Consider the following 16,352-nt stretch of genomic DNA (forward strand, 5'->3'; position numbering starts at 1 on the left):
TACCGGACCGGAACCCCTCGGATCCTGCCGCCCCCGGCCCCCTCTCAGACCCAGCTGTCCATCCACATCCGACCGCGCCACGAGTCCATCGGGATGGACTGGCCCGTGTAGATCGGCCAGAAATAGATGAAGTCCCGCGCATCAGCCCATACATGGCCCTGACCAGGTAAAACCGAGTCAGCCAGGGCCATCGGGCGGTTACTGGGCCGTCTCTGGGCCGTGATCATGCTCATTGGGGCCGTCGAACAGCCCGTCAACGGCCTTCCGGGTCCGGCTCTCACTGCTTGGCATCAGGTGGGTGTAAGTGCGCAGGGTGAAGCCCGGATCGGCATGCCCGAGGTACTGGCTCAGAGCCCGGATGCTCTCGCCCGCGTCCAGGAGTACGGACGCGTAGAAGTGCCTCAGGGCGTGCATCCCGTCGTGAGGTGAGGCGACGAAGCGCTTGCCCTCCTCGGCCGGCGGGATGATCCCTGCAAGGGCCAGAGCGGGCTTCCACATGAAGTCGTTGAAGTAGCTCACCCGGACGAAGCTGCCCCCGGTCCCGGTGAACAGGAGCGATTTCGTCACGGGCGGACCCTCTGGTGTCCGCCAGGGCAGAGTGATGCGGACGGGTGGATGCAGCTTCGAGTGAGCCACGAGGGCGGCCGCCACCGATCGGGGCAGGGGAACCGAACGCGTCTTGCCTCCCTTGGGGAGCGCGAACACGTACTTTCCCCGGATGCGCTTGAGCTGGTGCCCCACATGGATCCACTCGCCCTCGTAGTCCAGTTCCTCTTCGGAGAGCCCGAAAACCTCGCCCTGGCGCAGCCCGCACCCCGCAGCGGGGTCCACCGCCGTCCGGAGATGCTCCGGCAGCGCGGCGCGTACAGCCAGCACCTGCGTGGGAGTCCAGGGAGTGACGCGGACCTTTTCGGGCTTCGGGACCTGTACGGATCGTGCTCGGCACGGGTTCTTGGTGATCAGCCCGTCGTCCACTGCGGCGGTGAAAGCTGCGGAGATGGTCCCGAAGATGATGCGCCGGTGGGACGCAGCCAGGCCGTTCCGCTCCAGTGCGCCCAGCCACGTACGGATGTGTCCCGGCTGAAACGACGGCATGGGGCGGTTGCCGATATGCGGGAACGCGTGAAGCCTCAGCCGACGTTCGGCCGCCTCACGGCTGTTGATCTCGGTCGTGTGGGTGGCCACCCACTTCTCGGCGAACTGTCGGAAGGTGATGCGACCAGCGCGGGGGTCGACGTACTGGCCGCGAGCCATGTCGGCGGCCGTCTCGTTAAGCCACTGTTCGGCCAAGCGCTTCTGCTTGTCGGGAAACGACTTGGACGTCTCGGAGCCATCCGGGCCGATGTACCGGGCGCGGTAGCGCAGTCCGGTGCCGTGTCGGCCGCTCTTCACTCGGCGGCTCTCACCGTCGGGCCCGGTCTCGGTCTTGAACCAGCGGTCTTGGATGTGGCCTGCCACGTGAGGCCTTTCTGGGGAAGCGCTGAGGGCGGGCCCTGTTGGGCCCGCCCTCGCTGATCGGGTGGTGGGTTAGGCGGCTTGGCTGATGTCCTTGCGCTTCTGTTCGGCGATCCAGTCGTAGAGGTCGACGGGGTCGTAGCGGGTGTGCTTGCCGACACGGAATCCAGGCGGCCCGGTGCGCTTCTTGCGCCACTGGTAGAGGGTCTCTACGGGGACATCGAGGATTTCAGCGACGTCGTCGGGGTTGAGGTAGCGGTCGGGGAGTCCGCCGCGCAGGATCGCGCGGGGGTCGCTTTGGGCGGGCATTGCTCCTCCGGCGGGTCGGATGGGCACGCGTATGTCCGAGGTGCCGGAGGCTCCTGCAGCTCGGTCCTGGGCGCGAAAACCCAGGAAAGTACTGACAGAACTGACAGAACCTCGCCATGTGGCCTCTGACCTGTGGTTTTGGGTGGTCCGGGCCGCGTGACAAAACCTCAAAAAACTCTGACAGAACCTCGAAAACCTCGGTTCTGTCAGACCGTGCGGCTCGCCCGCGGCGAGGTTTTTGGAGTTCTGTCAGAGTTTTCGGAGGTTTTGTCAGAGCTCCGAAAGTGCTCGTTTCCGCAGGTCAGGCGGCTGGTCGGGAGGTTCTGTCAGTTCTGTCAGAGGTTTCGGGGGTTTTCAGGCGGCGGGGGTGATGCGGGGGTGGGTCTCGTAGCGGGGGGAGGGCGGCCGGCCGCCGCGTGTGGTGCGGGGCGGCGGGGGCTGCTGGCGGACCCAGCCGTGTTCCTCCAGGAGGTCCAGGGCGGGGTCGAGGTCGCCCATGGCGGGGAACTCGCTGCGGGGCATCGCGCGGAAGAGGTCGCGTTTGGTGAAGGCGGCGGTGCGGGTCTCGGTCAGGTGGGTCAGGACCGTGTGGGCGGCTTCCTGGGCGGGGTCGGCCTTCATGGCGTTGAAGACGTCGAGGGCGTGGGCGGTGAAGTAGTCCCCGAGTCGGGTGGCGGCGGCCATGGTTTCGGCGGTGATCGGACGGGTCCAGGCGTCCTCGGGGTGGGCGGCGAGGTGGAGGAGGCCTGCGATGCGGGCGACGGCGCCGTCGCGCTTGCTGGCCCAGTTCACGATCGGCGCGAGGCTCCCGTCCTTGCGGAGGCGGGATTCGGTGACGCGCTGGTAGGCGAGGAGGACGGCGTCCGCCTCAGGGGTGAGGGTGAGTTCGGCGGTCTCGGTCCAGGCCGCGAGGGTCAGGGCCAGGCTCCCGAGCTTGCGAGCGTAGGTGTCGGCGGTGTCGGGGCTGAGGAGTTCGGGGGTGAGGTTGCGGTAGCCGACGAGGGATTCGGGCTTGGAATAGAGGAATCGGGCGAGCAGGCCGCGTCCGTCGGCGCCCTTGATCTGGCCGATGGAGTCCAGGACGTCCGGCTGTACGGCCAGGCCCATGGTGATGGCGGGGTTCTCGATGTACTGGGCGTCCCGTGCCTGGCGGTTGACGCGGGCCATGTCTCCGGCGTGGCCCTTGAGGAAGATCCCCATGTTCGGGACGCCGGAGTATCGCCCGGCGATGATCTCGAAGATCTCACCCTCGGGCGACAGGATCGCGATCCGCCCGTCCTGCTGCGCGAGGAGGCTGGTCAGGCTCTCGGCTGTGACATCGTCTGCGACGAGCTGCGGCTCGACCGGGACGACGGCCCGCTCGGCTGCCTCAGACAGAGAGATTGCCTGGGCGGTCAGGCCGGCCAGCTTCTCGGCGTCGGCGTTGGCTGCCATCTTCTCGGCCCTCTCGGCCGCGGCCTTCGCGATCCGCGCGGAGGCGGCGGCTTCAGCACGCTGGGGCGCCGTGAGCTCGATGAGGGCTTTCTCCGCGGCCAAAAGGGGCTTGGTCATGAGGCCGAACACGGCGCTCTTGCGGTTGCCGGGCGGCAGGGCGACGGCGGTGTAGAGGTTGACCGGCTCGCTCCACTGCCCGCGCACGGTCACGGTAAGGCGCCCTCCGGCGGCGGCACCGACGACGGCGAGAGCCAGACACCCGGCGAGGTCGACGGGCGTCTGCGTCTCTTCCGCGACGCCGGCCGTCATGGCGGCGAGCCAGTCGGGCAGGGCGTCCACGGGGAAGGTGGGGAGCCGTCCGCGGGGGTTGAGGGGGACGGGCTCGTCCCACCCGTGCCGCCCGGTGATGTCCTCCGGGGTCATCTGATCGAACCCTTCCCACAGCTCAGGGTCGTACGGACTCATGCGGCTTCCCTTCGCTGGGTGAGGCGGGGGCAAGAGGTGCGGTGCTCTTCGTGGTCGGCGATGAGCGCAAGGACGCGGGCGCGTCCGACGGCGAAGAGGTCGCGCCCGCAGGAGCACCAGGAGCGGACGCTCGGGCTGGCTTCGTACGAGGGCGGGGCGACAATGTGGAGCCAGGCGACGGGCCGGCGTCCGTCGTCGGCGTGCGGGTCAGGGCGAACAGATGAAAGGACGCCTTCGGCGACGACCTTCGGCGCGCTACTCGAGTCCGGGGCGGGGGCCGGTTCGGCGGGGTACTGGTCGGCGGTGGTCATGCGACTGCCCCGGCCGCGGCGAAGCCTCGGAGGACGGCGCGTTCTGCGTACGGCTCGGGGACGCCGACGGAGACTGCGGCGGCCGTGACCTGCTCCCCGAGGAGAGCCAGCCCGCAGGGGCCGGGGCAGGCCGTGTGCTGCGCTGCGATGAAGCGGGCCACGGCGAAGGCCTGCGATCCGGCCCCGGACTTCACGCAGGCCCTGACCTTGGCCAGGCCGGTGGTGAGTCCGATACGGACGTAGGTCTCGGTATGGCGGCACCCGGTGGCCACGTGGCGGTCCCACGTGGCGCGGACCGGAGAGGAAGAGGCCACCCCCACCCCTGGGGCCGGGGTGGCCTCTTCCTTCGCCGCGAGGGCGCGGACGGCATCGGGCAGGAGCGCCGTGGTGCCGGTGCCGGGCCCCAGCCAGCGGGCGTAGGACATGGTGGACTTGATGTCCACGCCGGGCCGCACGCCGTTCGCGGAGGTCATGGTGCCTCGGTAGATCCAGTGCTGGCCGCGGGTGCTGTTCACGGTGCGGGTGGCGGGCAGGGTCTGGTGGGCCCAGGTGACTGCGGCCGGGTTGTCGAGGTCAACCACGGTCATCCCGGCCCCGCCAGGGTGGTAGCCGACCGCGCCCGCCTGACGCCACGCGGGACGCCATGCGGTCGAGGTCAGCAGGCTGGCATCCGTGCTGGCCGCTGCCCATGCGTGGCAAGGTGCCGGGCACTGGCAGGGGCCGGGCACCTTCATGCTGGGGCGACCACCGCAGGCGTTGTCACGGCAGACGGAGCAGTTGCCCATGGGGCCCTTGTCGGCTCGTAACGGCAGTACGGGCACGCCCCGGTGGGCGAGGTCGAGCGCGACGCGCAGGTGCGCGGGCAGCATCTGTTGGGTCATGCTGGAGACCTCCAGGTCTTGAGTCGATCGGGAGATGAGGGCGGCCCGGCTTTGGCGAGACGGGGCCGCCCTCGCTGTTCTCAGTGGCGGGTGTGGTCGGTGGCCAGGTCGGTCAGGCGCTTGGCCTCGTCGGGGGTGACGTGGCGGTAGCGGACCGAGACCCTGCATCCGGTGTGCGGGCAGCGGATGGTGCGTGTTCCGGTGAGGAGGGCGAGCGCGTCGGCGACGCGCTCGGTCAAGGGCTGGTTCACGCGGTCGCCTTTCAGCGGTTGTTGAGGGTGCCGGTGGCGCGCCCGGACACGGGTGAGGGCGGCCCGGACTCTGGTGAGACGGGGCCGCCCTCGTCGTTTCTGCTGGGCGTGCTCAGCTGCGGATCTGCGCGCGTACCTCGGCGGTGAGGCGGAGGATTTCGTGGGCGAGATCGGTGATCGTCTGGAGCTTCTCTTCTACGTCCGCCGGTTCGGTGAAGGTGAAGGAGCGGTCGGAGCGGTTGCGGTCTGGTTTGGGGTCGGTGAACGAGAACGACACGGACGGCTCCAGCCTTAGATGTTCTGGTGGTGGGCGCGCTGGATGGCGGCTTCCCAGACGCTGCGGACCTGCGGTCCGGTGTGGGAGTCGTTCCAGGCCGGGATCGCCTCCCAGTGCTGGCCGTGCTGGCGGCGGGCTTCGTCCAGGAGGAGGTTGCCGGCGTCGCGGTAGGCGGCGTTGCGGGCGCCGGCGGCGGCGCGCAGGGCGCCGATGGAGCAACGGGCGCCCTCGGGGTGGATGAGGCGGTGTTTGGCCCAGCCGTGGGTGTCGAGGAAGGTGAGGGCGTCGGTGAGAGTCTTCTCGACCGGGCCGGGCCGGTGTACGGGCTCGGCGGCGAGGATCAGGGATACCGGGGTGGGAGCGGCGGGGGCCGCAGGCTCGACGGGTTCCGGTGTGGGGTCGAGGAGCTGGAACGCTTTCGCGTACAGGTCCAGGTCGATAGGGGTGAACTCGGTTGCAGTGCGGTTCATGCGGCCCTCCACAGTCCGTTCTCGTTGGTGACCTCGCCTCGCTTCTTCAGCTCGGACAGGCGCGGCTTGATCTTGTTCGCGGACGTGCCCAGCTTTCGGGCGATGATCTCGGCGGTCATAGGCATGGATCCCTCCGTCAGCAGTTCGAGGATTCTCGGCTTGATCAGCTCCTGTCCGTCCCCCGCGGGTGCGGGGCTGGTGGGGTCGGTCTGGACCCGCTGTGGCGGCAGTGGGGATGTCCCGTGCTGGGCTTTGGTAAGGAGGTCGGAGAGGCTGCCGATCAGGTTCTTGCCTCGCTGGTCGACCACCGGCGTGTGCGTGATCGCCTCGCGCAGGCGCCAGGCTTGGCAGTCCTCAACGGCGACGGGCGTCGCGTCCCCTGCGAGGGAGACGGGCGGGACGTCCAGGTAGAGGGAGCGGAACTGGACGGCCTGCGAGCCGGGGGTCAACAGGTAGCCGAGGCCGAAGGTGGCGTCCTCGGGGTGGGCGACCGCCGTGGTGTCCAGGCCGCTCATGTCCCGGTCGGCGACCCTTTTGGCCTGGCCGGGCCAGGAGTCGGGGATCATCGACAGGTCGATGCCCTCAGCGCCCTGGACCGCGTTCGCGCCTACCAGGGAGCCCTGGCCCTTGGCGCAGCGCAGGAACACCGCTCCGCCGCCAATCAGGAGCTGGGAGCGGATGATCGAGGAGTTGCCGAGGTCTTCGGCCAGGGGGGTCTGGGTGGCCAGGACCACGCCGATCCCGCGCTTGAGGGACCGGCGGGTGAGCTGCTCGACGATCGCTTTGGCCTCCGCGTGGTACTGGGAGGAGGCCGACAGCAGCATGTGTGCTTCGTCGATGACGATCAGGACGAGCGGGTCGGTGAAGGGGAAGGACGGGGTGCGGTAGCGGGCCTCGCGGTCCAGCATCAGCGCGTAGGCAAGGCGCAGGGCGCCCATCGCCTCGTCGAGCCCGTCGCCGCAGTGGGCGGCGAGCGGGGCTCCGGCGATGGTGCCGGCCTGCGGCGAGGCCAGGATCACCGCGATACGAGACTTGTGGGCCGAGAGCAGGAGCTGTTCCAGCACTCCGGACTTCCCGGAGCGGGACCCGCCGACGAGGTAGAGGTGGCGGGCACCGGAACCCGACTGCGCTAGGGGGACAAGGGCGGCCTGGCCGTCGATGTAGGTGCCGAGGCGGACGTAGCCGCGTGAGTCCATGGCCAGTTCGCCGACGACCGTGGAGAGCATCGTGCCGTGCATCAGCGCGTGCTCCTTCATCACGCGCACGCCCATCTGCGAGGGCTTCTCGGTGGGGGCCAGAGCGATCTGGATGGTGGAGAGGGCAAGGTTCGCCGCGAGGTCTTGCAGGTTGACGGTTCCGATGGCCTTGCGGTCGCGGGTGGCGATGCCCTCCCAGTCCAGCGGCCCGTCAAAGCGGGTGAGGGTCAGCGTGGTTCCGGGCATCGCGCCGTCCGGGACGGCGACGTGCGCGGCCCACAGCTCCTCCGGAGACGTCGGCGTACTGGCCACCATGGCGGGCGCCGCCGACGGCTGCTTGAGGTGCACCGTCACGGGCAGGGCGTTGGGGGCGTAGTGCTTGGGGTCTCCCATCTCCACCTGGCAGACGGGGACTCCGTAGACGGAGGCGATGTCTGCCGCCTTCACCCTCACCTGCTGTCCCTGGGGGAGGGTGATGATCCCAGTGAAGGACACGTGGTCCTCGCCGACGTCGAGGGTGAGGTGCGCGAGGCTGGCGCCGGGCTGGATGAGCTTGCGGCCCTCGGTCTGGGTCGGGCCGCAGATGAACTCCGCCCACCACGCCGTGATCACCTGCGCCTGCGAAGACTCCCCCGCCGCGATCGTGGCGGGCAGGGCGGGTAGTGCACCAGCGGTGTTGCGGTGGTGGGCGAGGATTGCCGCTCCGGCTGGCACCGCCAGCCCGAGGGCGAACAGTGGATCCATTCCGCTCGCCAGGATCTGGTGGGCGGCGATGCCGCAGCCGGTGGCGGTGATGCCGCAGGCGATCAGGGAGCGCAGGGCGGGGGCGGAGGCGTCGATGGCCCAGGCCCCCGCTCCGGCCGCTGCGGCGGCGAGGGCGGACCAGGGGCCGGCGGACACGGATGCCACGGCGAGGGCGGCGGGCGCGTACTGGATGAACTGTGCTCGGGTCGGCCCCATGGTCCGGCTCTCCTTACGGCTGGGTGTAGAAGGCGGCTTCGGCCATCTCGACCGGGGACGTGTCCACGGCATCCGCGATGCCGCCGTGGTCGGACTCCGTGGTGGTCTTCGCGTCGTCGGCGGCCGCGGCCGCAGTTTCCGCCGCGGCGGTGTAGGCGCCGGCCGCGTCCTTCGCGCCGGTCATGGCCAGCGCCGCGTCCGCGAACTCGGCGGTGGTGGCGTCGTCCACGGCCAGCGCCTTCATCGTCTCGGCGGCGTCCTGCATCTGCTCCGCGGTCTCATCGACCTCGGCCGCGAGCTTGGTGACCGTGTCGGCATGGGAGTGGACCTGGTGGGTGAGCCAGGCCAACTTGGTGCGCAGGGCCGCGTACGTGGCGGCGTCCTTGAGGGATTCGGTGGCAGACATGCGGGCTTCCCCTATCGGGCGTTGTAGAAGTCGCGTTCGGCGGGCTTGGTCAGCGGGGAGTCCGCGACGGCCCGGAAGATCTGGCCGTGCCGGACCTCGGCGTTCGCGGACGCGGTCCGGCACTCTTCCTCGCCGCCCTGGATCTGGTCGTGCAGCTTCTGGGCGGCGGCGGCCTGGAGGTCGAGCTGTTCCTTGAGGTGCTCGCACTTGCCGATCAGGTTGTCGCCGACGCCCTTCTCCGTGATGTCGGCGATCAGGACGTCGCAGTCCGCGGCGAGCTGGGTGGACTCGTCGACGAGTTCCAGGCATGTGTCGGTGCTGGACTGGCACAGGGTGGCCGCGCCTTCTGCGAGGTCGATGACCTGCGTGAGGGTCATGACCTCACCGCCGCTGTAGGTGCGGCTCTTGCCGGCGGCCGTGGTGACGTGGACGCCGTTGGCGTCGACGGTCGCGGTGTGCGGAACGGGCGGGTTGGGCTGCATCGCGGGGTCCTTCCTGACGTGGTCGGGGAGCGGGACGGTGCGGGGCTGCGGGATCGTGCCGGGCGGCGGGATCGTCGGCCCCGGCGGCGGGGCGGTGGTGGGCGGAGTGGGCGGCGGTGTCGGGGGTGTGGTCGGCTTCGGCGGCACGGTCGCCCCCGAGGCAGGCGCGGAGGGCCCCTGCGCAGGCTGGGCGGAAGCCGAACCGGAAGGCTTGGTGCCCGGCTTCTTCAGGTAGGCGGAACGCCACCCATCCCGAAGTCCCCCGGCCCAGTGCGCACCCGCGAGAAGCCCGTAATGAGTTTTTGCGGCTGCGTTGTAGGCGGCGTTTCGGAAGGTGTCCGGTGCCCTGGTCGGTGACCATTTCGCATTCGGTTTCGGCGGGGGCTTTTTGATTCCCGCCTTCTCGTATTTGCCGTGGGTGTTGTCGACGCCTACGAGGTAGGTGATGGCGAGGAGAACGAGGAGTTCCACGACCCTCCATAGGTGACACTGTGTAGTTGGAGGCAGTTACCGGTTACCGGTTACAGGCCCTGCGGACGGCGGTTCGGGCCCCCAGTGCGGTCAGAACCGTGCGTCTGCGGGCTGTAACCGGTAACCGGTAACCGGCACGGACATCACCTAGCGTGATGTTCCGATGTTGTTGACCGTGGTGTTCGCCGTGTTGAAGACGGATTCGAGGGTGCTGCGGATCTCGTCACTGAACGGCGTGTACGGCAGGAAGATCCCGGAGACGATCAGCATCAGGCAGATCGCCATCTGCTTTCCCTTGGTCTTCTTGAAGGTGAAGAACAGCGCCCAGCAGAACAGGGCCAGGGCGAAGAACTGGAGCGTCATCTCACGCACCCTTCTCGAAGGTGAATCCCTTGTTGTTCACGGAGGCGATCACGCTCGCTCCGGAGCTGGAACCGGAGGACGCGGAGAGCTTTTTGTAGGCGACGAGCCCGCCGACGCCGACGAGCGCCACCCACAGCCACGGGCCGGAGGTGAGGGAGCCGCCGGCCCCGGTGTCCTCTTCCATGGCCTTGGAGGCCGTACCGCCGCCGAGCGTCGGGGCGGTGCAGCCGGGGACCTTGGAGACCTCCCAGGAGGCGGCCTTAGCGACGGCCGCCGCGCGGATCTTCATGCACTCCTGGTAGACGGTCATCTCCCGTTCGTAGAGGGTCTTGGCCGCGGCTTCCTCGGTCTGCGCGCGCTGCTTGTCGGCCTCTGCCTCCACCAGGGCGTTCGCGGCCTTCTCCTTGGCCCGCGCACGGTCTTGGGCGGCCTGGTCGCCCTGCATGCTGGTGACGGCCACGACCGTGCCGCACACCGCGAGGACGGCGATCGTGCCGCACACGGCGAGTGCGGCGGTGTTGCGGCGGACCCCGCCGAGCTTGCCGATCGTGGCGGAGAACTTGGACGACGTGCTGGGCTTCTCCGGGGCTTCGGCGTTCAGGCGGGTGAACTCGTGGTCCCAGTCGATTCCGGACATGGCGGTTCCTCCCTTCCATTACTTGGGCGGTGCAGGTCAGACGTGCTGGTCGGATGAGGGGTACGCGCACGGGGTGCACATGCCGAGCGAGGCCGGGATCACGTACCCGGCATCGCGGCGGCAGGTGGGGCACCAGCGGCGTGCGGCATTGGCCTTCGCGAGGGCCGCGGCCCGGCGGGCGGTCATCGGCCGGACAGGGCGGGCCAGGTCGATCCGGTAGAGGTAGGCGACCAGTGGGCCGTGTCGGCGGCGGGGCCGCTCGAGCTGTGCGGCGACGTCCTGGCCGCCGGGGCGCAGGCCGAGCGTGCGGAGTTGCCGGCGGGTGGCGAGCCCGTCGGGGGCGAGGCGCCACCGGTAGAGGGGCACGGTGGCGGGGGCCATCAGGACACCGCCACGGTGAGGACGTCGCGGGCTTGGCGGTCCTCGTTCAGGCGCTGGTAGATCTTGTGGACGTAGGAGGTGGAACGGGTGGAAAGCCGGGCCGCCTCCGGCAGGGACAGGCCTTGCACCCAGCAGTCGCGGATCACGTTCGCAGCCTCTTCAGCCGACAGCCGGGCCGGTTCCAGTTCCTTGCGGTGGGCGCCGGTGGACGGCAGGGGGAAGAGGGGGTGGAACACCTGCCCGTCACCGCAGATGACCTGGGGAATCGGCTGTACAGGCGCGGCCACGGGTTCTGGCGTCACGGCCATGGGCGCGGGGTCGGTGGGCGGGGTGGACGGGGTGGGGGCGGGGGTGGTTTCCACCTCGTCCACCAGGGCGTCCACCTGGGCTTGCAGATCGGTGATTTTCGCGAGGATCTGGTGCCGGTAGTGGCTGATGGCCTCGGCAAGAACGATCAGGAGGACCGGGGGGACGGAGTGGAGGACGAGACCGGCCGGGTCCACCTGCCGGGGGATCCCGAAGGAGGATCCCGCCGGCCACAGCGACGTCCAGCAGTTCATCACCCAGGTTCCGAGACCGGCGAACCAGCGCAGCACAGTCGCCCATCCGGACGGGTACAGGCCGTACTCCGACAGGTGCCCGTCGAAGATCAGGACTGTGCCGAGCGCGACCGCCACCATCGGATCGAGCAGCCACGCGATCCACACGGAGACGTGGTGATTGATGGCGAACATCGTCACGTTCGATGCGGTGAAGACCAGCGCCACGGACGCGACGGCCACCAGGACCCGCGTCAGCCGCGACAACAGACCCGTCAGAACAGCGATCTGTTCCAGGGGCGCACGGGCGTTCACCACTCGCCCCCGTCTTTGTCCGGCTCGAACAGGGTGTAGGTGACGGGCTCCTCGGCGGTCCGGGTGCGGATCGCGTCCGCCGCCAGCCGCGGGTCCCGGCTGACGGCGCGGTTCGATGCCACGATGATCCGCACAGCCAGGGCCCGGCGTTCCAGCAGCCGGTAGTAGAGGCGTTCGTCCGCCTCGGCGATCGACGGGAGCGGCACACTCAGCGCTTCCACGATTGCGTCCAGCAGGTCGGCGTGAGCCGCTTCGGTGCGCTCGTTCATGCCGCGTCCCCCGGGACCTGCATGCTGGCGGCGCGGTTGGCCGCGTCCCGGCGGGCGGACAGCACCCGGTGGTGGGCCCGGCGGATCCGGCGGCCGTCGAACTCCGACGCGGGCCGGTCCAGCAGGACGATCAGCGCGTCCAGCAACTCGACCTCGGCCAGCACGACGGGCATCTCGGCCTCGATCGCGTTCAGCTCCGCGTCCGACGGCTCCAGACCGTCGGACCACGGCGTAACAACGTCCTGAAGTGCAGCGATGGACTTCATGGGTCTTGCTCCTTCTGTAGAGGAACGGGACTCAGCAGCCCTCGGCGCGGGAACGCCGGGGGCTGCACTGCGTTGCGGGTGGAGCGGATGTACTCGGCTCCCTGCAACCCCGCCCGTACGCCGCAGCGGCGACGGACAGGCGGAGGAGGCAGCCGCCGCGACCAACTGCGGCCGCGGAAGACGAACACGCGGCGCATGGCCGCGCAGGCTGCCTCCACCGGAGGCAGCGATCTAGCCCATCGACCACCCGTGTGCAAGTGGCTGGGCTGGCACTCTGTTCAGTTCTCAAAGAGCCGACGCTTCCTTCGAGCTGATCCCTTGCGGGGGCCCTCCGGGCACTGGCCTCACGGCATGGCGCAGCAGCCCCACCCCCGAAGAGGCGGTCTGGCTTGCGGCCATGACCAAAGACTGGACCGGTGGACCGGTCTAGTCAAGTGACTCCACGTCAATTTCCTTCGAGTCTCCGCGTATTGGCTGATCAGGGCTCTGGAGAGCAAAAAAAGCTGGACCGGCGGACCGGTCCAGCTTCCTCTGGGTAGGCGCTACATCGAGTAGGTGTCCACCCGCTCGTAGAGACTTCCGGGGGTAACACCCTCCTCGCAGACCAGCGGCCGACCTTCCTGGTCATACGCCGTGTGCAGGAGGACAGCGACGGCGGCGGGCTCCGAAAGGGCCAGATGCTCGCACTCATCTGCCGAAGCCAGTCGCACCGATGTTGCGTCCGTTCCCTCTACGGGGAAGCGGCCAGTCTGACGCCGAACGTAGCGCGTTGTTCCCTCCGCGATCGGCGCGGTCTGTGCGAGGCGGGGCGAGGCCCCCGCGATGTCGGGCGGGAACCACGCCACGACGTAGCTGTGCGGGCTGCCGTCCGGCAGTTGCAGCACGCGTACCCGGCGTAGGGCTTCTGCGGCAGGATCGATTCGGAGTGCCTCAGCTACGTGAGCAGGGGGAACCACCCAGTCCGGGGCCCCTACGCGCAGGAACGGCAAGCCACCCGTCACGCGTGCCGAGCCCGCTTGACGCGCGCCCGCCGGCCGGGCCACCGGTGTCTCCGTGACGATGAAGCCGGTTCCCTGTCGGGCCTCAACCACGCCGTCGTTCCGCAGAACGTCCATGGCCTTGATCGCAGTCGCTCGCGAAACGGACCATTGCTCGGCCAGATCCCGCCCGGACGGCACGGTGTCACCCGGGGCGAACTCCCCTGCGGCGATCCGGGACCGCAGGGATTCGGCGATCTCCTCGTACTTCAGCAGCGCCATGACTCCCCAATCGGTAGCAGCGGTGGACTGGTCCACCGGTACACAGGATACTTCCCTCATGTCGAAACCAGAGCTAGCGCCCGAGGTCGAGCACTTCTACTCCCAGGTCGTCGATGAGAGCGCCCGGCTGAACACCTCAGCCGACGGGCGCCTTGAACTGCTCCGTACGCAGGAAATCCTGCGCAGGTTCCTGCCCCCTGCCCCTGCCCGAGTGCTGGATGTGGGAGGCGGGGCTGGCATCCACGCTGAGTGGCTGGTGGACGCCGGCTACGAAGTGACGCTCATCGATCCGGTGGCCCGTCACGTCGAGCAGGCCGCGAAGGTGTGCTCCGCCGAGCTGGGGGACGCGCGTCAGCTCACCGCCGCAGACGCGTCTTACGACGTCGTTCAGGTTCTCGGCCCGCTGTACCACCTGCCAGATACCGAGGACCGGCACGCCGCCCTCTCCGAGGCTCGTCGCGTTGCACGGCCTGGCGGACTCGTGGCTGCGGCTGCGATCAACCGGTACGCGTCGATCTTCGAGCACGTCACGTACGCGCACCTCCACACGGAGCGCATGCAAGCGTCGATCGGGTCGATCCTCCGCACGGCCATGCATGACGGGAAGCGCGGATTCACCTTGGCCTACTTCCATCGGGCAGAGGAACTGGCACAAGAGATGCGCGACGCGGGCCTCCAGGACGTCCAGATCTTCGGCATCGAGGGCCCCGCATGGTCGGCTCTGAAGGCCGTCGAGCAGCAGACCGGCGCCCCGCCGTCGGACGATCTGTTCGCCTCCGTGCTCACGGCCGCCCGCATGGCTGAGCCCTATCCCGAGTTGCTTGCGGCGAGCTCGCACCTTCTTGCCTTGGGGCGGGTACCTGTCGGAAATGGTTAACTGGTGTCCAAACTCTGATTAGCGATAACAGTACGGGCGGTCCTCCGGGGCTGCCCGTACTGACTGTCTTCGGCGTCCCGATTAGCAGTTGGCCAGTCGGTAGCGAACGGAGCTAAAAGCGTCTTCCAGCTCGTCATCGTCTGACGGGTCGATCCACTGTACGATTTCAAGCGGGCGAGACTCGATGTCCGATATTTCCCTAAGGTGCCGAGCCACGCTTTGGGCCAGTGGGCGGCTGGTTACTATGACAACGCCGTCACCGAGTTCGCGGGGAATCCCGTACGCGGCTCTGAGGTCGACAATGGAGAATTGCCTGCGTCCGGCTTTCACGACGACGGCAATATTGCCCTCGGCTATCGATACTCTCGCATCTACTCCGTGGTCCTCAGGCCCGTCAGTGTACTCTGCGTTCCCGACTGTTCTTGTCAGAGCTGCGAAGACGCTCTGAGAATAGAAGAGTGGATTATCGAGCCTGGCTGCATAATCTCGTACTGCCCGTACATTCCGTCGCCGGAGTTCGCTCGAATGTATTTCCTGTTGCATTTGCTGGCTGATGGGCGATTCGTGCGCGCCAATCGGGTGTTGGTTAAAGGAAAGCATGTCCTCCATGATTCTGTCTTTCATGGACTCCATCAGTCCGTCCACCGGAAGTTCGGTGAGACGTCCCCTTCGGAGCACTGAAATATCGGCACCTTCGTCCTCGGGGAACAGTATGGATGTGTCCCACGTCGCGATGAAAGGGTCGTCGAGACCGCTCTGGATCGCGTAGACCTGCCACTTCACGGCAGCCCAGAACCATACTGAGTCTCCGATCCGGCGGCACTCCACAGGGCGCATGCTCTCGGGGGCGACCCTTACCAGGACTCCGGGCGGTATGTTCCGGCCAGCGCGGTAGGCGTAATTTTTGGCAAGAGCCCTCCATGCCTCCGCGCTGAGGATGGCGTTTGATTCCCCGCTGGTGAGTCGAGTGGTCAGCTTCTCTTCAATGTGCTGCGGGGGTTCGGCTTTCTCGGTGAATTCTTTTAGGACCTCCTCGAAATCGAGAAGCTGCTTTACTCGATGAGCCTTTCCTTTCAGGTCTATGTCGAGTGGGAAGGGCCAAGTTTCCGGTTCGCCGAAGTCTGTGGTGTTGTTAGTTACGAAGTGAATCTCTGATTCGGAATGGTCGTCCAAGTAGTCGAGTATGGAGAACCATACGGCCACATCGCGGCCGCCGGATTTCTTACTCTTATCCATCTTTGCGGGTTTCATGCACGCAGCCTCGCGCAGGACCGCAGCCTTCAGTGCGCTTTCTTTGGTTGGTATCGTTTCGAAGACTTCCGAATATTGCTTACGCCAATGAGTTGCGAATTTTTCTCCCTCGAATTTCGGTGCGGGCCCGGAGAGGTTCGGTTCTAGGTCGGTCAGGGCTTTGTGGTTGCGCAACATGAGTTCGAAGTGGCGCTGATATTCGTAGAGTTTGTGTGCCGTAAGTTCTTCAAGTACCACCCACGGGATGGCAATGGGTAGGCCGACCTTGCGCAGCATGCGAATTAGGTCCGCGCGGCTTCCGTGTGGATCAAGGTCATGCACGGCGTTCGTGTCAAGAATGATCACGTGTCCCCCTCTTCGGCCTCACCACTAGTCGTGTGCCCGGCGACGGCCGGGCCGAGGTCGCTGACAGTCTCGCAGCGTGCCTGAGGATTCAGCAGAAGGAATGGGGAATTTCGATGACCGCGCTGATCTGCTGCGCGGTCATGCCTCCGAGACCAAGATCAGGACGACCTATGGAGACGATCGCGGTGGGACGCCATGCGTGATCTGTTCCCTGTTCGGGCGGCGATGGCGCAGCGCGACGCAAACCAGGAGCGCGTACCCGTCGGCTGCCTGGCCTCTGGGCCGTCTGGGGGCCGTCCAGCGGTGGCCCAAGGCGACCGACAACCACCAACAATGACCACCGCGGGCCCAGCACCATCAGGTGCCGGGCCCGTCGTTTTGCCTGCTAGACCCAGCTGTCCATCCACATCCGACCGCGCCACGAGTCCATCGGGATGGACTGGCCCGTGTAGATCGGCCAGAAATAGATGAAGTTCCAGATG

21 protein-coding genes are annotated in these 16,352 nt (G+C 67.8%); 2 read left to right on the top strand and 19 right to left on the bottom strand.

Annotated features, from left to right (window positions below; all coding sequences use genetic code 11):
• Positions 1-198: 198 nt before the first annotated feature.
• The 11 genes from ACZ49B_RS31805 to ACZ49B_RS31855 form a co-directional block, all read right to left on the bottom strand.
• Positions 199-1,458: a tyrosine-type recombinase/integrase gene (locus tag ACZ49B_RS31805; protein ID WP_468312588.1), complete on the bottom strand. Its 1,260-nt coding sequence runs from the start codon at positions 1,456-1,458 to the stop codon at positions 199-201.
• A 69-nt stretch (positions 1,459-1,527) separates the two neighbouring features.
• Entirely contained in the window at positions 1,528-1,764 is a 237-nt protein-coding gene (locus ACZ49B_RS31810) for a helix-turn-helix transcriptional regulator (RefSeq protein WP_468312591.1), read from the bottom strand.
• A gap of 354 nt (positions 1,765-2,118) precedes the next feature.
• Entirely contained in the window at positions 2,119-3,663 is a 1,545-nt protein-coding gene (locus ACZ49B_RS31815) for a YfjI family protein (RefSeq protein ID WP_468312594.1), read from the bottom strand.
• Entirely contained in the window at positions 3,660-3,974 is a 315-nt protein-coding gene (locus tag ACZ49B_RS31820) for a hypothetical protein (RefSeq protein WP_468312596.1), read from the bottom strand. The genes ACZ49B_RS31815 and ACZ49B_RS31820 overlap by 4 nt, the downstream gene beginning before the upstream one ends.
• Positions 3,971-4,855, bottom strand: a complete 885-nt coding sequence (locus ACZ49B_RS31825) for a bifunctional DNA primase/polymerase (protein ID WP_468312599.1) — start codon at positions 4,853-4,855, stop codon at positions 3,971-3,973. Before ACZ49B_RS31825 ends, ACZ49B_RS31820 begins: the two co-directional genes overlap by 4 nt.
• Positions 4,856-4,935: 80 nt before the next feature.
• The gene (locus ACZ49B_RS31830; protein ID WP_468312602.1) at positions 4,936-5,106 is read right to left on the bottom strand and encodes a hypothetical protein; all 171 of its coding nucleotides are present in this window, start codon (positions 5,104-5,106) and stop codon (positions 4,936-4,938) included.
• 112 nt (positions 5,107-5,218) lie between these two features.
• A complete protein-coding gene (locus ACZ49B_RS31835) occupies positions 5,219-5,383 on the bottom strand; it encodes a hypothetical protein (protein ID WP_468312605.1) in 165 nt (54 codons plus the stop codon).
• A gap of 14 nt (positions 5,384-5,397) precedes the next feature.
• On the bottom strand, positions 5,398-5,853 hold the full coding sequence (locus ACZ49B_RS31840; protein WP_468312607.1) for a DUF6197 family protein: 456 nt from the start codon (positions 5,851-5,853) through the stop codon (positions 5,398-5,400).
• Positions 5,850-8,009, bottom strand: coding sequence for a hypothetical protein (locus tag ACZ49B_RS31845; RefSeq protein WP_468312610.1), 2,160 nt, complete (start codon positions 8,007-8,009; stop codon positions 5,850-5,852). The genes ACZ49B_RS31840 and ACZ49B_RS31845 overlap by 4 nt, the downstream gene beginning before the upstream one ends.
• Positions 8,010-8,022: 13 nt before the next feature.
• Positions 8,023-8,415 carry a hypothetical protein gene (locus ACZ49B_RS31850; protein WP_468312613.1) on the bottom strand — a complete coding sequence of 131 codons (393 nt, stop codon included), beginning with the start codon at positions 8,413-8,415 and terminating at the stop codon, positions 8,023-8,025.
• A gap of 11 nt (positions 8,416-8,426) precedes the next feature.
• Positions 8,427-8,897, bottom strand: a complete 471-nt coding sequence (locus ACZ49B_RS31855; protein ID WP_468312616.1) for a hypothetical protein — start codon at positions 8,895-8,897, stop codon at positions 8,427-8,429.
• Between the two features lie 37 nt (positions 8,898-8,934).
• On the opposite strand from ACZ49B_RS31855, the gene ACZ49B_RS31860 reads away from it, so the two are divergent.
• Positions 8,935-9,132, top strand: a complete 198-nt coding sequence (locus tag ACZ49B_RS31860) for a hypothetical protein (protein WP_468312618.1) — start codon at positions 8,935-8,937, stop codon at positions 9,130-9,132.
• A 383-nt stretch (positions 9,133-9,515) separates the two neighbouring features.
• On the opposite strand, the gene ACZ49B_RS31865 is transcribed toward ACZ49B_RS31860, so the two are convergent.
• The 7 genes from ACZ49B_RS31865 to ACZ49B_RS31895 all read right to left on the bottom strand — a co-directional run bounded on the left by ACZ49B_RS31865 (position 9,516) and on the right by ACZ49B_RS31895 (position 13,397).
• Positions 9,516-9,731: a hypothetical protein gene (locus tag ACZ49B_RS31865; RefSeq protein WP_389381784.1), complete on the bottom strand. Its 216-nt coding sequence runs from the start codon at positions 9,729-9,731 to the stop codon at positions 9,516-9,518.
• Position 9,732: 1 nt separating this feature from the next.
• The gene (locus ACZ49B_RS31870; protein ID WP_468312620.1) at positions 9,733-10,368 is read right to left on the bottom strand and encodes a hypothetical protein; all 636 of its coding nucleotides are present in this window, start codon (positions 10,366-10,368) and stop codon (positions 9,733-9,735) included.
• Between the two features lie 36 nt (positions 10,369-10,404).
• The gene (locus tag ACZ49B_RS31875) at positions 10,405-10,749 is read right to left on the bottom strand and encodes an RRQRL motif-containing zinc-binding protein (RefSeq protein ID WP_468312623.1); all 345 of its coding nucleotides are present in this window, start codon (positions 10,747-10,749) and stop codon (positions 10,405-10,407) included.
• Positions 10,749-11,603 (bottom strand): hypothetical protein, encoded by an 855-nt coding sequence (locus tag ACZ49B_RS31880; RefSeq protein ID WP_468312626.1) that lies wholly within the window; start codon positions 11,601-11,603, stop codon positions 10,749-10,751. Before ACZ49B_RS31880 ends, ACZ49B_RS31875 begins: the two co-directional genes overlap by 1 nt.
• A complete protein-coding gene (locus ACZ49B_RS31885) occupies positions 11,600-11,872 on the bottom strand; it encodes a hypothetical protein (RefSeq protein ID WP_468312629.1) in 273 nt (90 codons plus the stop codon). The genes ACZ49B_RS31880 and ACZ49B_RS31885 overlap by 4 nt, the downstream gene beginning before the upstream one ends.
• The gene (locus ACZ49B_RS31890; RefSeq protein ID WP_468312632.1) at positions 11,869-12,138 is read right to left on the bottom strand and encodes a DUF6284 family protein; all 270 of its coding nucleotides are present in this window, start codon (positions 12,136-12,138) and stop codon (positions 11,869-11,871) included. Before ACZ49B_RS31890 ends, ACZ49B_RS31885 begins: the two co-directional genes overlap by 4 nt.
• 542 nt (positions 12,139-12,680) lie before the next feature.
• The gene (locus ACZ49B_RS31895) at positions 12,681-13,397 is read right to left on the bottom strand and encodes a GntR family transcriptional regulator (protein ID WP_386175166.1); all 717 of its coding nucleotides are present in this window, start codon (positions 13,395-13,397) and stop codon (positions 12,681-12,683) included.
• Positions 13,398-13,455: 58 nt separating this feature from the next.
• On the opposite strand from ACZ49B_RS31895, the gene ACZ49B_RS31900 reads away from it, so the two are divergent.
• Positions 13,456-14,274 carry a class I SAM-dependent methyltransferase gene (locus tag ACZ49B_RS31900; RefSeq protein WP_468312635.1) on the top strand — a complete coding sequence of 273 codons (819 nt, stop codon included), beginning with the start codon at positions 13,456-13,458 and terminating at the stop codon, positions 14,272-14,274.
• 81 nt (positions 14,275-14,355) lie between these two features.
• Here the strand turns inward: ACZ49B_RS31900 and ACZ49B_RS31905 are convergent, their stop codons facing one another.
• Complete coding sequence (locus ACZ49B_RS31905; RefSeq protein ID WP_468312638.1) at positions 14,356-15,870, bottom strand: PIN domain-containing protein; 1,515 nt, start codon at positions 15,868-15,870, stop codon at positions 14,356-14,358.
• Between the last annotated feature and the right edge of the window lie 482 nt (positions 15,871-16,352).

It is taken from the genome of Streptomyces sp. NPDC031132 (genome assembly GCF_055570595.1).

Bases quoted from the DNA above. Each gene is read 5' to 3' on its own strand.
- ACZ49B_RS31900 (WP_468312635.1), top strand. From the start codon at position 13,456: ATGTCGAAACCAGAGCTAGCGCCCGAGGTCGAGCACTTCTACTCCCAG.
- ACZ49B_RS31870 (WP_468312620.1), bottom strand. From the start codon at position 10,368: ATGTCCGGAATCGACTGGGACCACGAGTTCACCCGCCTGAACGCCGAA.
- ACZ49B_RS31840 (WP_468312607.1), bottom strand. From the start codon at position 5,853: ATGAACCGCACTGCAACCGAGTTCACCCCTATCGACCTGGACCTGTAC.
- ACZ49B_RS31855 (WP_468312616.1), bottom strand. From the start codon at position 8,897: ATGCAGCCCAACCCGCCCGTTCCGCACACCGCGACCGTCGACGCCAAC.
- ACZ49B_RS31890 (WP_468312632.1), bottom strand. From the start codon at position 12,138: ATGAAGTCCATCGCTGCACTTCAGGACGTTGTTACGCCGTGGTCCGAC.
- ACZ49B_RS31885 (WP_468312629.1), bottom strand. From the start codon at position 11,872: ATGAACGAGCGCACCGAAGCGGCTCACGCCGACCTGCTGGACGCAATC.
- ACZ49B_RS31845 (WP_468312610.1), bottom strand. From the start codon at position 8,009: ATGGGGCCGACCCGAGCACAGTTCATCCAGTACGCGCCCGCCGCCCTC.
- ACZ49B_RS31865 (WP_389381784.1), bottom strand. From the start codon at position 9,731: ATGACGCTCCAGTTCTTCGCCCTGGCCCTGTTCTGCTGGGCGCTGTTC.
- ACZ49B_RS31850 (WP_468312613.1), bottom strand. From the start codon at position 8,415: ATGTCTGCCACCGAATCCCTCAAGGACGCCGCCACGTACGCGGCCCTG.
- ACZ49B_RS31820 (WP_468312596.1), bottom strand. From the start codon at position 3,974: ATGACCACCGCCGACCAGTACCCCGCCGAACCGGCCCCCGCCCCGGAC.
- ACZ49B_RS31815 (WP_468312594.1), bottom strand. From the start codon at position 3,663: ATGAGTCCGTACGACCCTGAGCTGTGGGAAGGGTTCGATCAGATGACC.
- ACZ49B_RS31875 (WP_468312623.1), bottom strand. From the start codon at position 10,749: ATGGCCCCCGCCACCGTGCCCCTCTACCGGTGGCGCCTCGCCCCCGAC.
- ACZ49B_RS31825 (WP_468312599.1), bottom strand. From the start codon at position 4,855: ATGACCCAACAGATGCTGCCCGCGCACCTGCGCGTCGCGCTCGACCTC.
- ACZ49B_RS31895 (WP_386175166.1), bottom strand. From the start codon at position 13,397: ATGGCGCTGCTGAAGTACGAGGAGATCGCCGAATCCCTGCGGTCCCGG.
- ACZ49B_RS31810 (WP_468312591.1), bottom strand. From the start codon at position 1,764: ATGCCCGCCCAAAGCGACCCCCGCGCGATCCTGCGCGGCGGACTCCCC.